Origin of the sequence: Stenotrophomonas sp. CFBP 13718, from assembly GCF_014842145.1 — a bacterium.
Lineage (GTDB): Bacteria > Pseudomonadota > Gammaproteobacteria > Xanthomonadales > Xanthomonadaceae > Stenotrophomonas.
Genome location: NZ_JACYVC010000001.1, coordinates 1 through 15,671, shown reverse-complemented (window position 1 = coordinate 15,671; position 15,671 = coordinate 1). Strand labels below are relative to the sequence as shown.

Sequence of the window (15,671 nt, the reverse complement as noted above, 5' to 3'; positions counted from 1 at the left end):
GCAGCCTGACCCAATCCGCCTGAAGGTCACGCGATGACCCACGCGCTTAGAATGGGCGGATGCTTGCTCTCCTTGGCCTGTTCCTTGCGGCGCTGGTCGCCGCCACCCTGATCCCCGCCCAATCCGAAGCCGTGCTGGTGGCGTTGCTGCTGGATCGCAGCCACCCTGCGCTGCTGCTGGTGCTCGTGGCGACCGTCGGCAATGTGCTCGGTGCGCTGGTCAACTGGTGGCTTGGCCGGCAGGCACAGCGTCTGGAGAACCGTCGGTGGTACCCGCTTTCGGGGGCGAAGCGGGAACGTGCGCAGGCGTGGTATCGCCGTTACGGTCGCTGGTCGCTGCTGCTCGCGTGGGCGCCGGTGATTGGTGATCCCATCACCCTGGTGGCCGGGGTGATGCGCGAGCCCCTGCGGGTGTTCCTGCCGCTGGTGATCCTGGCCAAGGGCGGCCGCTACACGGTGCTCGCGCTGGTGACCCTGGGACTGATGTAGCGCCGCATCGCAGCTGGCGAACGGTCACGGCGTTGGCGTGGTCATGTCCAGGTGGCGGGCGAAAAATCGCGCCATCACGCGGTACGCCTGCTGGCTCTCTGGCAGGCGCGCATCCAGATGGAAGGCATGTCCCAGTCCGTCCCACACGTGCAGGTCCGACTCGCGACCCAGGTCGATCAGGCGGGAGTGGGTGTAGGAGGCCGCGCTCAGCTCGGCGGCGCGGGTCGCGGTGATGAACAGGGTCGGCGGAAACTGCGCCAGCACCGCATCGGAGAAGACCGGTGACACCAGCGGATCACGGAAATCGACGTCGCCGTAGTAGAGGTCTTCCATGATCGGCAGGCGACCGTCGGCGTCGGGTAACAGCGCATCGTTCAGTGCGGCGGCGACATACCGGGAGTCGCCGCCGTAGCGCGCATCACCGGCCGCACAGAACAGCCCCGCCGCGCCCGGCATCGGCAGGCCTTCCTTCGCGAACCAGGCCAGCGACTCGCCGGTCAACACGCCGCCGGCCGAACAGCCGAACACGCCGATGTGTGCGGGTGAATGACGTTCCAGTGCAGCCCGGTAGACCGCGGCGACATCTTCGCTGGCGGCGGGAAAGCGATGCTCCGGTCCTTTGCGGTATTCGACGGCGACGACGGTAGCCCCGGTCATCGCCGCAAGCGGGATGGCTTCCAGCAGCCCCAGGGTGTCCGCCCGGCCGAACACGAAGGCGCCACCATGCAGTTCGATCAGCAGACGCTGCCGTGCCGGATCCCTCGGCGCGTTGCGCGGCTGTACCCGCACCACCGGCACGCCGTTCCAGGTCTCCTCGAAGAGATCCACCGGATAGCGCTGGCGCAGGCCGATGATCTCACCGCGCGCCCACTCGTCGGCGCCCTTGCGCAGGCTGGCCAGACCGGCAAGGACCGCCGCGTTGTCCATTTTCGCCGTGGGGTCCGGATGCGTGACCGAGCCGCGGACGGCCGCTTGCGCGGGTTCGCTGAGATACGGCGACACGGGCAGGTCGAAGGATTGCACCCTGCGCGTCCCTTCATCGGCATGCAGGGGCGATGCCAGCAGGCCAAGCAGGAACAAGGAGGCAGCGGCGAATCGGGCGGCAGAGTCGTGCATCGGGTGTCCATTCCGGATGAGGCTGAGCACGCCATTGTAGAGCCGACTTCAGTCGGCTGGACGTATCGCAACGGATCGACGCAGCCGGCTGAAGCCGGCTCTACCGGGCCCGCTGACGTACCGCAAAGAGCCGAAGCAGCCGGCTGAAGCCGGCTCTACCACCCAGATCCAGCCGATCCACTGGGCTGTTTCTGCATGAAATTCCGTTGACATGACGCGTTCAACCTCTCTGGTATTCTGCTCCGTCCCGCCCAAACGCCCCTGCCCGTCGTCGTCGATGCCAGTACCTGACCCGGCCCTGCCGCCCTCCCGTGCCGAGCGCCTCAAACGCGCTACTCATCAAACGCACGAGCGGCTGGACCAGCGCATCATGGCGGAACGGATCTTCGACAGCCGCGAGCGGTTTGCCGCGTTCCTGCGGGTCCAGCATCGCCTGCACCGGCACGTCGCCGGGATCTATGCGCACGCGTCCCTGCACGCGGTGCTGCCTGACCTGCCTGCGCGCCAACGCCTGGCTGCCATCGAGCAGGATCTGGCCGATCTCGGCGTGCCCGCCCCCGCCCCGCTGCACCCACCGTTGCGGGATGTGCCGTTCGCTGCAGCACTGGGGTGGCTGTACGTGGTGGAGGGCTCTGCACTGGGTGGCGCGGTGCTGTACAAGATGGCCGCTCGCCTGGGCCTGGATTCCGGCTTCGGTGCTCGCCATCTGGCACCTGCCGCAGAAGGCGTCGCCGCGCATTGGCGGCACTTCACGCTGGCCTTGAACGCCATCCGCCTGACGGCCGAAGAAGAGCAGTGCGTGGAAGACGGTGCCATCGCCGCGTTCGCCGCGGTCACGGGATTTGTCCTCCACGAGTTCGCCGTTGCAGAGGAATTTGCATGAACGACGTACCCCCTGCTGCACTGGACCTGTCGAGCTGCGCCCGCGAGCCGATCCATACCCCCGGTGCGATCCAGCCGTATGGCCTGCTGCTGATCGTTGACCCGGTGTCGATGCACGTGGTCGAGCGCGCGATGACCCAGCCGGCGGTGCTGGAATTTTTCGGGGATCCCCTGGACCAGCCGGTCGATGCTGTGCTGGGCGGCGCGCTGGCGCCGTATCGACGCCATCTTGAACATATGGCGCCGGGTGGATCGGTGTTCCTGGGCTCCATCCAGCTGGGCCGCTTTGGTCGCCACCATGCACTGGCGCACCGCAGTGATACGCATTTCATCATCGAACTTGAAGAGCCGGTGGCCGGCGAGCCGGGGTCGCTGGAAGACCTCTACCCGCAGATCAGCCGCTTCATGAGCGAAATCGAGACTGCGGCCAGCGTCGTCGAGCTGTGCGGGATCGGCGCGCGACACGTGCGGGAACTCACCCGCTTCGATCGCACCTTGATCTACCAGTTCGACACGGACTGGAACGGTGCGGTAGTGGCCGAGGACCGCAACGAACAGCTGCCGTCCTACCTGGACCTGCGCTTCCCCGAATCGGATATTCCCGCGCAGGCCCGCGAGCTGTACCGTCGCAACCGCGTGCGACTGATCGCCGACAGTGACTATCAGCCGGTGCCGCTGCTGCGCAGCCCCGCGCATGCCGATGCGGCACCGACCGACCTCAGCCTGGCGATGCTGCGCAGTGTGTCACCGGTGCACCTGCAGTACATGCGCAACATGGGCACCGGCGCGTCGATGTCGGTGTCGCTGTTGAGCGAAGGCACCCTGTGGGGCCTGGTGTCGTGCCACAACCACGTCGCCAAGCGCGTGCCGTACCACGTGCGTACGGCGTGCGAGTTCATCGGCCAGATCCTGTCGATGCAGATCGCACTGAAAGAGCGTGGTGCGGTGGTGGAAGAGCGCATCGCGCGTCGGGCGATCCAGATGCGTCTGCTGGGCCGCATGGCCGGCGATGAAGACTTCATGGCGGCGCTTGGCCGCGACGAACACAGCCTGCTTGCGCTGACCCACGCGCAGGGTGCGGCCATCATCCACCGGGGGCAGTGCGTGCGGCTGGGCGACTGCCCGGCAGAGGAACAGGTCACCGCACTGGTGGCGTGGCTCACCGCCGAACACGCGGGCGACGATGTCTTCCAGACGGATATGCTGCCGGCCCTGTGGGAACCGGCGCGCGGGTTCGCTGCCGTCGCCAGCGGGGTCATGGCCATCTCCATCTCGCAGCTGCATGACAGCTTCGTGCTGTGGTTCCGCCCGGAAGTCATGCGCACCGTGCGCTGGGGCGGTGAGCCGAAGAAGCAGCAGGTCGGCGACTCGCTGACGCCCCGCCTGTCCTTCGAGGCGTGGAAGGAAACCGTGCGCGAGCAGTCGTTGCCTTGGCAGGATGTCGATCGCGATGCGGCCCTGGAACTGCGCACCGCCATCGTCGACATCGTGCTCCGCAAAGCGGAAGAAATGGCCGAGCTCAACGAGCAGCTGGTCCGCAGCAACAAGGAACTCGAAGCCTTTTCGTATTCGGTCAGCCACGACCTGCGCGCGCCGTTCCGGCATATCGTGGGGTATTCGGAGCTGCTCGGCAGTTCGGCGACGGACAAGCTCGACGACACCGAGCGGCGCTACCTGGACACCATCATCGAGTCAGCCAAATCCGCCGGCACCCTGGTGGATGACCTGCTCAGCTTCTCGCAGATGGGCCGCTCCAGCATGGGCCTGGTCGATGTGGACGTGGCCTCGCTGGTGAACGACGTGCGCCGCAGCTTGGCCATGGACTACGAAGGCCGCAGCCTGGACTGGGAGATCGGCACGCTGCCCCGGGTCAAGGCCGATTCAACCATGCTGCGCCTGGTGTGGCAGAACCTGCTGGGCAATGCGATCAAATTCACCCGCGACCGCGAGACCGCCGTCATCCAGGTCGGCAGTGAGCGCGGTAGTGGGGAAGATGTCTTCTTCGTGCGTGACAACGGCTGCGGTTTCGACATGCGCTACGTGGACAAACTGTTCGGTGTGTTCCAGCGCCTGCACCACGCCGATGAATACGAGGGCACGGGCATCGGGCTGGCCAATGTGAACCGCATCATCACTCGCCATGGCGGGCGTGTCTGGGCCGAAGGCGAGCTCGACAAGGGCGCAACGTTCTATTTCTCCATTCCCCATTCCCAAAGAGGCCAAGCATGAGGGACCTGCGACCGATCCTGCTCGTGGAAGACAACGCGAAGGACGCCGAGCTGACCTTGAACGCGCTGGAGCGCTGCCAGCTGCTGAACCAGGTCACGCATGTGCGTGACGGGGCCGAGGCGCTGGATTACCTGCGCCGTGAAGGGAATTACCAGGATGCCAACCATGGCGGCCCGGTGGTGGTACTGCTGGACCTGAAGCTGCCGAAGGTGGACGGACTGGAAGTGCTGGCCGCCGTCCGCGGTGACCCGCACCTGAGCCGCACGCCGATCGTCATGCTGACCTCGTCGCGCGAGGAGCAGGACCTGGTGCGAAGCTACGAGTTGGGCGTCAACGCCTTCGTAGTGAAGCCGGTCGACTTCAAGGAGTTCTTCGATGCCATCCAGGGACTGGGCATGTTCTGGGGCATCACCAACAATCCCCCGCCACATCCGCTGACCGCATCCGGGCAAGGCCGAACGAATGACTGAACCCCGCCGGGATGCGCCGATCCGCATCCTCATGCTGGAAGACAGCGCGCTCGATGCCGAACTGATCACGGCGCAGCTTTCGCGCGCGCGCCTGAACTTTACGGTGCAGCGTGTCTGGACCCGCGCCGCGTTCCTGGCGGAGCTGGATGACCAGCGCTACGACATCATCCTTGCCGATCACGTGCTGCCCGGCTTCGACGGGGACAGCGCACTGCAGCTTACCCAGGAGCTGATGCCGCGCATTCCCTTCATCTTCGTCTCGGGTACGTTGACGGAAGAGCTGGCGGTGCAGGCACTGACCCGCGGTGCGCGCGACTACGTGGTCAAGCAGCGCCTGCAGCGGCTGCCCGACGCGATCATCCGCGCCATCGACGAGGGCCATGCGCGCTTCAAGCTGCTCAACGCAGAGCATGAGCTCAAGCAGAGCCGCGACCGGCTGCAGCTGATCACGGACTCCATGCCGGCGCTGATCGCGCACCTGGATCCGGACCATCGCTACCAGTTCGCCAATACCGCGTACGAAGCCTGGCACGGACGTCCGCCAGCCGAATTGATTGGCCTGCAGGTGAAGGAAGTGGTCGGCTCGGCGCTGTTCGATGCCGCCCTGCCCCACCTGCAACGGGTGCTGGAAGGCCAGCGGGTCCGGTTTGAACTGGAAGTGCCGCGCGTCGACGGGACGCCACGGCACGTGTTGCTGGACGGCGTGCCGGAGATCAGCGCGGATGGGCACGTTGCGGGGTACTACACGCTGGGTCGCGACATCAGCGACCTGAAGCAGGCCGAGCTGCTGCTGCGCGACGCGAACGAATCGCTGGAGCAGCAGGTGCAGCAGCGTACCGCCGACCTGCAGCAGAGCGAAAGCAGGCTGCAGGCCTTGTTCGAATCAAGTTTCCAGCTGCAGAACCTGCTCGACACCGACGGACGTGTGGTGGACGCGAACCGCGCCTCGCTGGCCGCCATCCTGTCCAGCAAGGACGCGGTGAGCGGTGAGCTGTTCTGCGATTCGGCGTGGTTCGCGGCGTCCCCGGGAGCCGGTGACGTGGTCTGCGCTGCGGTGGTTGCGGCGGCGAGCGGCAATGAATCGCGGCATGAGCTCGACCTGCAGTTGCCGACCGGCAGGCGGTCGTTTGATTTTTCGTTCCGGCCGCTGCTGGACCATCAGGGGCGGATCACCGCCGTGGTGTCCGAAGCGGTGGAAACCACGGCACGCCGCCAGGCCGAAGAAGCCCTGCGCCAGAGCCAGAAGATCGAAGCGGTAGGCCAGCTGACCGGTGGCATCGCGCACGACTTCAACAACATCCTGACGGTGATCGCCGGCAACGTGGAACACGCCAAGCTGCTGGTGGATCGTCAGGCCGAGGCCAGCAGCCCGGTAGCGCGTCCACTCGACAATGCGCTGAAGGGCGTGATGCGTGCGGCCAGCCTGACCCAGCGCCTGCTCGCGTTTGCACGTCGGCAGCCGCTGATGAACCAGGCCGTCAACCTCAACGAGCAGGTGCTCGGCATGCAGGACATGCTGCAGCGCGCCCTGGGGGAACTGGTCCGCCTGCAGATCGACGTCGCCCCGGACATGTGGTGCGTCGAAGTGGATCCGAGCCAGTTGGAAGCATCGATCCTCAATCTGGCGGTGAATGCGCGTGATGCGATGCCCGACGGGGGCACCCTGGTGCTGGAGACCGGTACCGGCGTGCTGGACGACGATTTCGTCGAACAGAACCCGGACGTACCGCCCGGACAATATGCGGTGCTGCGGGTGCGTGACAGCGGCCACGGCATGGGGCCGGAGACCATGGCGCGCGTGTTCGAGCCGTTCTTCACCACCAAGGAGGTCGGTCGCGGCACGGGCTTGGGGCTGTCGATGGTGTACGGCTTCGTCAAGCAGTCCGGCGGTCATGTGCAGTTGGAGTCGGTGCCTGGCGAGGGGACGGTGATCACCCTGCTGTTCCCGCGTTCCAGCCTGCCGCTCCCGGGCCCGCGTCCAGCGGAGGACAGTGGCTACGCGGAATACGAATCGCAGGATGAGACGATCCTGGTCGCCGAAGACAACGATGACGTGCGTGCCTACACGGTGGATGCACTGCGTCAACTGGGCTACCGCGTACTGGAAGCACACGATGGGCCGTCCGCGATTCGACTGTTGGAGCGGCCGGACGTGGAAATCGACCTGCTGTTTTCAGACATCGTGATGCCCGGCATGACCGGTTGGGAGCTGGCCAGGGAGTCGCGCGAGCGAAAGCCGGAGCTGCGCATCCTGTTCACCTCGGGCTACCCGCGCGACCATCAAGCCAACAACCAGCTCGGGCGGCCCATCGCCATCCTGCCCAAGCCGTTCACCCGCATCGATCTGGCCCGCGCGGTCCGCGGCAACCTGGACGAGCACGCATCCCGCTGACGGGCCGTGCCGCTCCCCGGCAAACGGCAGCTGACCCCGACGGCACCTGCCCCTCGGACGATGCCCGCCCCCCGGATGGCACCTGCCCCCGGACGATGCCCGCCCCCGGTAGAGCCGACTTCAGTCGGCTGCAGACGCATCGGCTGACGGACGCGTCGACGATCGAACCCGCCGACGCTCCGCGTTAACCCCCCGTTGCCGCCCTCTTCGCCCCCTGCACGGGGCCGACGACAACGTGCCGTTGATGCAACGCCTGCCATGCTGAAGCCCCTTTCCTCCTGACAGGCAAACCGCTTGGCTCCCGATTCCGCTCCTCCCGTGCAGCGCACGGCCGCCCGCACACTTCGCCGGTGGCTGCTGCGCCTGTTCTGGCTCATCGCGCTGGTCGTGCTGGGTGGGATGTTCTGGAACAGCCGCTGGGCCGAGGTGCCACGTGCGATGTGGGAGATATCACGGATGCCGCCACCCACGGCACTTCCGGTACCCGTCGAGGGTGTCGCTGCGCGGCGGATAGCCGACACCTTCGGTGCGCCGCGCGGCGCGGACCGCACCCATGCAGGCATCGATATTTTTGCGTCGCGCGGCACGGCCGTGCGCAGTGCCACGCGCGGGATCGTTACCGATGTACGCGAAAGCGGCTTGGGCGGACGCCAGGTCTGGGTGCAGGGGCCGGCGCGCGAACGGTATTACTACGCCCATCTGGAGGGCTGGCGCGATGGGCTGGCGCGGGGTGAGGTGGTCGAGCCGGGTACGGTCCTGGGCTACGTGGGCGATACCGGCAACGCCAAGGGGACGCCCCCTCATCTGCACTGGGGCATCTACGGGGCCGACGGCGCTTACGATCCGTTGCCTTTGCTGCGCGCCGGTGCGGATGGATCGAGGTCGGGACCAACGTCAGCCGACTGAAGTCGGCTCTACCAGGCGGGGTTGGAGGGACCGCGGCGGGTTCAGCGGCAGCCGACTGAAGTCGGCTCTACCAGGCGGGTTTACGATGCGACCGACAGGGGGATGTGAAGCGGAGGTCGGGGTCCGGGCACGCGGCCTCCACCGGCGGTGCGGGAAGGTGTCGGCTGGAACGCCATCCACCGACAGCTCCTTCCATGCTGATGCAGGACACCCCATGAATTCCATTGCGCCCCCTGTTGCCTTCGATCCATCCGTGGAACAGCCTGAGAAGGACGAAGCCGAGCATATCGCCGCGCTGTCCGAGGTGTTTACCGGCATGGCGCGCACCGTCGCCGATGAAGAGGGCCACGCCCACCGGGCCGTGCATGCCAAGGGTCAGGGCCTGTTGAAAGGTGAACTGCAGGTCTTCGAGGGCTTGCCTCCCGAGCTCGCGCAGGGCCTGTTCGCTTCCCCTGGGCGGCATCGCGCGCTGATGCGCCTCTCGTCCCCTCCCGCCGAACAGCTTCCGGATACCGTCTCCACCCCGCGTGCCGTCGCGGTGAAGGTGCTGGAGGTCGCAGGCGAGCGTCTACCGGGCGACGAAGAGCAGCACACCCAGGATTTCCTGATGGTCAACGGGCCTGCATTCAGCACGCCGGGCGTTGCCGGCTTCCTGCGTGCGGCGCGTCTGCTGGCGTCGACCACAGAGCGCATGCCGCGCACCAAACGGGTGATCTCGGCGACGCTGCGCGCGGCGGAGGCGGCGTTGGAAGCCGTCGGCACGGAGAGTGCCACCCTCAAGTCGATGGGCGGCGAACCCCAGCATCATCCTTTGGGCGAAACCTTCTTCAGTCAGGTGCCATATCGCTACGGCGCCTACATCGCCAAGTTTTCCTTGGCGCCGCTGTCGGACTCGCTGCTTGCGTTGAAGGATCAGTCGCTCACGGGCAGTGAAGATGCGCAGCGCGACGCCGTCGTGGCGTTCTTCGCCACCCTGCAGGAGCCTGCGGTGTGGGCACTGCGGGTCCAGCTGTGCCGCGATCTGGAACGCATGCCGGTAGAGGACGCGTCAGTGGCGTGGCCGGAAGAAGAAAGTCCCTGGCAGGAGGTCGCGCACCTCATCATGCCGCGCCAAGCCGCCTGGCAGGAGGGCGAATCACAGGCCGCAGAGGATGCGCTCGCCTTCGCGCCGTGGCATGCCCTCGCCGCGCACCAGCCACTGGGCAGCATCAACCGTGCGCGGCGCGTGGTGATGGCCGGCTCACGGCGCTTCCGCAGTGAGTTCAACCGCTGCCCCATTCACGAGCCGCGCTCGTGAATCGCGCGGCCGGTTCACCCGATGACCACCCCGTGCGCGCCATGCTGGGGGCGTCGGCGGTGTCCGACCCTGCTCCCCTGAGCCAAGTCTGCATCAGCCAAAGAGGAACTGTCCTGCATGAATACCCCTTCCGAATTCGCGCTCAGCCGGCGCGACCTGCTGAAACTGGGCGCGGGCTCGGCGTCCGTGATCGCGATACCCACGGCCATGGCTGACGTCCCCGGTGCACGTGAGCCGGCCCGCGCTCCGGTCGTCGAAAAAGTGAACTTTCGCGTCAATGGCAAGAAGCAGTCGCTGCAGCTGGACACGCGCGTGACCCTGCTTGACGCGCTACGCGAGCACCTTCAGCTGACCGGCACCAAGAAGGGCTGCGACCACGGACAATGCGGTGCCTGCACCGTCATCGTGGATGGGCGCCGGATCAACGCCTGCCTGACGCTGGCCGTGATGCACAAAGGGGCCGAGATCACCACCATCGAAGGGCTGGGATCACCGGATGACCTGCACCCCATGCAGGCGGCCTTCGTCAAGCATGATGGCTACCAGTGTGGCTATTGCACCCCCGGCCAGATCTGCTCGGCCGTGTCGGTGCTGCAGGAGATCAAGGACGGCATTCCCAGCCATGTGACCGGTGACCTGCAGGCAGGCGCAACGCTCAGCGCCGAAGAAATCCGCGAACGCATGAGCGGCAACATCTGCCGCTGTGGCGCCTATTCCAACATCGTGGACGCGATCGAAGACGTGGGAGGCAAGCGCGCATGAGAGCCTTTACCTACGAACGCGCCCGCACGCCGGCCGAAGCGGCGGCGGCCGCTGCACGTACCCACGGCGCGCGCTTCATCGCCGGTGGCACCAACCTGCTGGATCTCATGAAGCTCGAAATCGAGATCCCGACCCATCTGATCGATGTAAATGGCCTGAAGCTGGACACCATCGAGGCAACCGACGACGGCGGCGTACGCATCGGCGCCCTTGTCCGCAATACCGACCTGGCGGCCGATGCGCGCATCCGTCGTGACTATGCGCTGCTGACACGCGCACTCGTCGCCGGTGCGTCCGGCCAGCTGCGCAACAAGGCAACGACCGCAGGCAACCTGCTGCAACGGACCCGTTGCCCGTATTTCTATGACACCGCCCAGCCCTGTAACAAGCGCCTTCCCGGCAGCGGCTGTGCGGCTATCGGCGGTGTCAGTCGGCAGTTGGCGGTCATCGGCACCAGCACGGCCTGCATCGCGACCCATCCCAGTGACATGGCGGTGGCGATGATGCTGCTGGCGGCCGTGGTGGAGACCGTGCGGCCGGACGGCAGCACGCGGCAGATTGCCTTGGACACGTTCTATCGCGCACCGGACAGTACCCCGCATATCGAAACCCTGCTCGAGAAGGGCGAACTGATCGCCGCCGTCAGGCTGCCGGCGCCGCTGGGCGGCACGCATCTGTATCGCAAGGTGCGCGACCGCGCGTCGTATGCCTTCGCATTGGTGTCTGTCGCTGCGGTGATCCAGGCCGATGGCAGTGGCCGTGTCGCGCTGGGCGGTGTCGCCTACAAGCCGTGGCGCAGTGATGCAGCCGACGCCCTGCTGCCGCAGGGCGCGCAGGCCGTGATCGGTGCGCTGCTCCAAGGTGCGGCGCCGACACCGGAGAACCAGTTCAAGGTCCAGTTGGCGCAGCGCACGCTGGCGTCGGTATTGATGCAGGCGAGGAGCTGATCCATGAAATTCGACACCCCTGCGGGACGCAATCCCATCGACCAGATGAAGGTGGTCGGCAAGCCGCTGGACCGTATCGACGGTCCGCTGAAGACCACCGGTCACGCGAAATATGCCTACGAGTGGCATGACGCCGTGCCCTCGCCCGCTTATGGCTACGTGGTCGGTGCTGGCATCGCCAAGGGCCGCGTGACCTCGATGGAGCTCGACGCGGCGCGTCGCTCGCCGGGCGTGCTGGCCATCGTCACCGCCGACAATGCCGGCACCCTGCACAAGGCGGGACGCAATGCGGCTGCGCTGCTCGGCGGTCCTGAGGTGGCGCACTACCATCAGGCGCTGGCGCTGGTCGTGGCGGAAACCTTCGAGCAGGCACGCGCGGCCGCTGACCTGGTGCGTATCCGCTACGCACCCGCGAAGGGCGTGTTCGACCTCGATGCCGCGAAGGCGGCCGGTGGACCGCTGCAGGACACCGATCCGGACGCGCGCGTGGGCAGTTTCGAAAAAGCCTTCGGCGAGGCGCCGGTGACGTTGGATGCCACGTACCACACGCCGGATCAGTCCCACGCCATGATGGAGCCGCATGCATCGCTGGCCGCGTGGGAGGGTGACCAGCTGACGGTGTGGACGTCCAACCAGATGATCGAGTGGGGCAAGAAGGACCTGGCCAAGACGCTCGGCGTGCCCGAGGAAAAGGTCCGGTTGATTTCGCCGTACATCGGCGGCGGCTTCGGCGGAAAGCTGTTCATCCGCTCCGACGTGGTGCTCGCCGCACTGGGTGCACGGGCGGCCAAGCGACCGGTGAAACTGGCGCTGTCGCGGCCGCTGATCGCCAACAACACGACCCACCGCCCCGCCACCATCCAGCGCATCCGCCTGGGGGCTACGGCAGAGGGCACGCTCACCGCGATCGGGCATGAATCCTGGTCGGGCAACCTGCCGGGCGGCTCGCCGGAAGAGGCGATCCAGCAGACCAAGTTCCTGTACGCCGGTGCGAATCGCCTGGCCGGCCTGCGATTGCACACGATGGACTTGCCGGAAGGCAACGCGATGCGCGCGCCCGGCGAAACGCCTGGCCTGATGGCGCTGGAAATCGCCATGGATGAGATGGCGGAGAAGCTCAAGCTGGACCCGGTCGAGTTCCGCGTCCGCAACGATACGCAGGTAGATCCCTCCGATCCGAAGCGTCCGTTCTCCCAGCGCCAACTGGTGCAGTGCCTGCGTGATGGTGCTCAGCGCTTCGGCTGGGACAAGCGGTCCGCCGTTCCCGCGCAGCAGCGCGATGGGCGCTGGCTGGTCGGCATGGGGGTCGCTGCGGGCTTCCGCAACAATCTGGTGATGAAATCCGGTGCCCGCATCCGCCTGGATGACAAAGGCCACGTCACCGTCGAAACGGACATGACGGATATCGGTACCGGCAGCTATACGATCCTGGGCCAGACGGCCGCTGAAATGCTCGGCGTGTCGCTCGATCAGGTGACGGTGAAACTCGGCGACTCGAGTTTCCCTGCATCGGCAGGGTCGGGTGGCCAGTGGGGCGCGAACAGTGCGACGGCAGGCGTATTCGCGGCCTGCACAAAGCTGCGCGAAACCGTGGCGGCGCGATTGGGCTTCTCCGCCGATACCGCCACCTTCGCCGATGGCACGGTACGCGATGGCACGCGTTCGGCTCCGCTGGGCAAGGCAGCAGCCGACGGTGAACTGGTGGTGGAGGACTTCATCGAGTTCGACAAACTGCAGGAGCAATACCAGCAGTCGACGTTTGCCGCCCACTTCGTCGAGGTGGGCGTTGACATGGCCACCGGTGAAAGTCGCATCCGTCGCATGCTGGCCGTGTGCGCGGCCGGCCGCATCCTCAACCCGAAGACGGCGCGCAGCCAGGTCATTGGTGCGATGACGATGGGCATCGGCGCGGCGCTCTCAGAGGAGCTTGCCGTGGATACGCGCCTGGGCTTCTTCGTGAACCACGACCTGGCCGGCTACGAAGTGCCGGTGCACGCCGACGTGCCACACCAGGAGGTCGTGTTCCTGGACGAGGCAGACGCCGTGTCGTCGCCGATGAAAGCAAAGGGCGTGGGCGAACTGGGCCTGTGCGGGGTGAGCGCGGCGGTCGCCAATGCGATCTACAACGCGACAGGGGTGCGTGTCCGTGACTACCCGGTCACCTTGGACAAGCTGCTGCCGGGCCTGCCGGATATCGCGTGACCCTGTCCTTCAATGAAACGGTGATGGAGGTGCACGACGCCGGGCTGCCGCAGGTACTGGAGGCGTGCATCGGCGCGCTCGGTACCGGCGAACCGGCGGCCATCGCGGTGGTGCTGGAAACGCTGGGCTCGACTTACGCGCGTGCCGGCACGGTCGTGTTGTTCGCCCAGGACCAGCACGTGGGTTGGTTGAGCGGTGGCTGCCTGGAGCCGGAAATCGAGCGCTGCGCGCTGCAGGCCGCGTCCCGGGGGCGCATCGACTGGATGGAGATCGACACCCGCGATGACGCCGCGCTGTTCAGCGGCAACGCCGTCGGTTGCCGGGGCTGCCAGCGCATCGCGCTGATTCCGCTGGGTGCGTTGCCGGGGTGCACGCCCGTGCTCCAGGCCTGGTTGGATGGGGCCGGCGCGCTGCGGCTGGCACTCGATACGTCCGGGGGTGTCAGGCTGGCCTGCGACACGCAGTGCAGCGAGGCACGTCTGCCAGTGCAGTCGGTGCCGTGGCGTGCCGAACAGACCCGTTGGAGTCTGCAGTGGGCGCCCCCGCCGCGTGTTCTGCTGCTGGGTGCAGGACCCGAGGCAACGCCTTTGGTTCCTGCACTGCGCGGTCTGGGATGGCGGGCAACCGTCAACGACCCACGTATCGCATGGCGTGAGCGCTGCGCGCTGACGGTGGCCTCGGACGGAGTCGAGGCGGCGCTGGCCGAAGGCGGTCCGTTCGATGCGGTGCTGGTCATGCACCACAACTTCGAACTGGACCTGCAGGCCTTGCACGCCCTTGCTGCAACGCAGGTACCCTTCGTCGGTCTGCTGGGTCCTGCACGGCGTCGCGATGACCTGTTCACGCTGCTTCGGCCAGCTGCCGTCGAGGCCTTGGCGGACCGCCTGCGTTCGCCGATTGGTCTGGATCTGGGCGGTCGCGGACCCCATGCGATCGCGTTGAGTATTGCCGCCCAGCTCCAGGCATGGCGCCACGCGTCCGCGTTGCCCGTTTCATGACGACGGGTGCACCTGCCCACGCGGTCGTGGTGCTGGCGGCCGGCGGCAGCACGCGTCTCGGGCAGCCCAAGCAGTGGCTGTGCCGCGATGGAGAAACCCTGTTGCACCGCGCGGTGCGCCTCGCGACTGAGACGGCGCCGGAGGCGGTGTGGGTCGTGGTCGCAGAGGCGAGCGAGGCCACATCGCAGGCGCTGGCGGATCTCCGCTGCACGCAGCTGGTCAACACGAGTCCCACTGCGGACATGGCTGACAGCCTGCGTAGGGCAGCGGATGCGGTGCGGGCAGTTCCGCAGGTGCTGGTGATGCTCTGCGATCAGCCGGCGCTGACGCGGGGGCACCTGCGGGCATTGCTGGACGGTGCACGCGGGTCCGCCTCTGGCTGCGCTGCAACGTTGCTGCACGGGCTGGCGGCCGTCCCGGCCGTGGTGCCGGGACACTGGTTCGACGCGCTGCCCTCGGGCACGGGCCGCGGTGGATTCCGACAGCGGCTGCGCGCGCTCCCGCGCGAAACGGTGTTTCTGCTGCCCAGCACGGAACTGGAGTTGGATATCGACACACCGGACGACCTGCGCGCCGCGCGCCAGCAGGGGCTGATCGACGCCGAAGGTTGAGGCGTACCCGGCATCACGCACGACACCGATTCGGTAGCGCCGAGCCACGCTCGGCGAGCGCAGCGGCGCCTTCCGTCCTCCCGCACGTAGCCGGCATTCCGCCGAGCATGGCTCGGCGCTACGAGGTGTCGCACGGTGATGGATTCCGCCGGAGGCCGGCGTAGCCGGGGCTGCGGGGCGTTATGGGAACGGTAGCGCCGAGCCACGCTCGGCGAGCGCAGCGGCGCCTTTCGTCCTCCCGCACGTAGCCGGCATTCCGCCGAGCACGGCTCGGCGCTACCCGGTGTCGCACGGTGATGGATTCCGCCGGCGGCCGGCGTTGCCGGGGCTGCGGGGCGTTATGGGAACGGTAGCGCCGAGCCACGCTCGGC

The 15,671-nt window shown here is 67.0% G+C and carries 13 protein-coding genes; 12 read left to right on the top strand and 1 reads right to left on the bottom strand.

Annotated features, from left to right (window positions below; genetic code table 11):
- The first annotated feature begins 59 nt into the window (after positions 1-59).
- Positions 60-488 carry a YqaA family protein gene (locus IFT58_RS00065; RefSeq protein WP_188323965.1) on the top strand — a complete coding sequence of 143 codons (429 nt, stop codon included), beginning with the start codon at positions 60-62 and terminating at the stop codon, positions 486-488.
- Between the two features lie 24 nt (positions 489-512).
- Here IFT58_RS00065 and IFT58_RS00060 read toward each other — a convergent pair whose 3' ends face one another.
- The gene (locus IFT58_RS00060; RefSeq protein ID WP_192093575.1) at positions 513-1,604 is read right to left on the bottom strand and encodes an alpha/beta hydrolase; all 1,092 of its coding nucleotides are present in this window, start codon (positions 1,602-1,604) and stop codon (positions 513-515) included.
- A gap of 277 nt (positions 1,605-1,881) precedes the next feature.
- Here IFT58_RS00060 and IFT58_RS00055 point away from each other — a divergent pair, with 277 nt between their 5' ends.
- The 11 genes from IFT58_RS00055 to IFT58_RS00005 all read left to right on the top strand — a co-directional run bounded on the left by IFT58_RS00055 (position 1,882) and on the right by IFT58_RS00005 (position 15,300).
- Entirely contained in the window at positions 1,882-2,487 is a 606-nt protein-coding gene (locus tag IFT58_RS00055; protein ID WP_192093574.1) for a biliverdin-producing heme oxygenase, read from the top strand.
- A complete protein-coding gene (locus IFT58_RS00050) occupies positions 2,484-4,715 on the top strand; it encodes an ATP-binding protein (protein ID WP_192093573.1) in 2,232 nt (743 codons plus the stop codon). The genes IFT58_RS00055 and IFT58_RS00050 overlap by 4 nt, the downstream gene beginning before the upstream one ends.
- Positions 4,712-5,185 carry a response regulator gene (locus tag IFT58_RS00045; protein ID WP_188323961.1) on the top strand — a complete coding sequence of 158 codons (474 nt, stop codon included), beginning with the start codon at positions 4,712-4,714 and terminating at the stop codon, positions 5,183-5,185. The genes IFT58_RS00050 and IFT58_RS00045 overlap by 4 nt, the downstream gene beginning before the upstream one ends.
- The gene (locus IFT58_RS00040) at positions 5,178-7,577 is read left to right on the top strand and encodes a PAS domain-containing protein (protein ID WP_192093572.1); all 2,400 of its coding nucleotides are present in this window, start codon (positions 5,178-5,180) and stop codon (positions 7,575-7,577) included. Before IFT58_RS00045 ends, IFT58_RS00040 begins: the two co-directional genes overlap by 8 nt.
- A 399-nt stretch (positions 7,578-7,976) precedes the next feature.
- On the top strand, positions 7,977-8,483 hold the full coding sequence (locus IFT58_RS00035; RefSeq protein WP_192093896.1) for a M23 family metallopeptidase: 507 nt from the start codon (positions 7,977-7,979) through the stop codon (positions 8,481-8,483).
- A 214-nt stretch (positions 8,484-8,697) separates the two neighbouring features.
- Positions 8,698-9,780 carry a catalase family protein gene (locus IFT58_RS00030; RefSeq protein ID WP_192093571.1) on the top strand — a complete coding sequence of 361 codons (1,083 nt, stop codon included), beginning with the start codon at positions 8,698-8,700 and terminating at the stop codon, positions 9,778-9,780.
- A gap of 117 nt (positions 9,781-9,897) precedes the next feature.
- Entirely contained in the window at positions 9,898-10,542 is a 645-nt protein-coding gene (gene paoA / locus IFT58_RS00025) for an aldehyde dehydrogenase iron-sulfur subunit PaoA (RefSeq protein WP_192093570.1), read from the top strand.
- The gene (locus IFT58_RS00020; RefSeq protein WP_192093569.1) at positions 10,539-11,489 is read left to right on the top strand and encodes a xanthine dehydrogenase family protein subunit M; all 951 of its coding nucleotides are present in this window, start codon (positions 10,539-10,541) and stop codon (positions 11,487-11,489) included. The genes paoA and IFT58_RS00020 overlap by 4 nt, the downstream gene beginning before the upstream one ends.
- A 3-nt stretch (positions 11,490-11,492) precedes the next feature.
- A complete protein-coding gene (paoC, locus tag IFT58_RS00015; RefSeq protein ID WP_192093568.1) occupies positions 11,493-13,691 on the top strand; it encodes an aldehyde oxidoreductase molybdenum-binding subunit PaoC in 2,199 nt (732 codons plus the stop codon).
- Positions 13,688-14,689, top strand: coding sequence for an XdhC family protein (locus IFT58_RS00010; RefSeq protein WP_342029511.1), 1,002 nt, complete (start codon positions 13,688-13,690; stop codon positions 14,687-14,689). The genes paoC and IFT58_RS00010 overlap by 4 nt, the downstream gene beginning before the upstream one ends.
- Complete coding sequence (locus tag IFT58_RS00005) at positions 14,686-15,300, top strand: nucleotidyltransferase family protein (RefSeq protein WP_192093567.1); 615 nt, start codon at positions 14,686-14,688, stop codon at positions 15,298-15,300. The genes IFT58_RS00010 and IFT58_RS00005 overlap by 4 nt, the downstream gene beginning before the upstream one ends.
- The last annotated feature ends 371 nt before the right edge of the window (positions 15,301-15,671 follow it).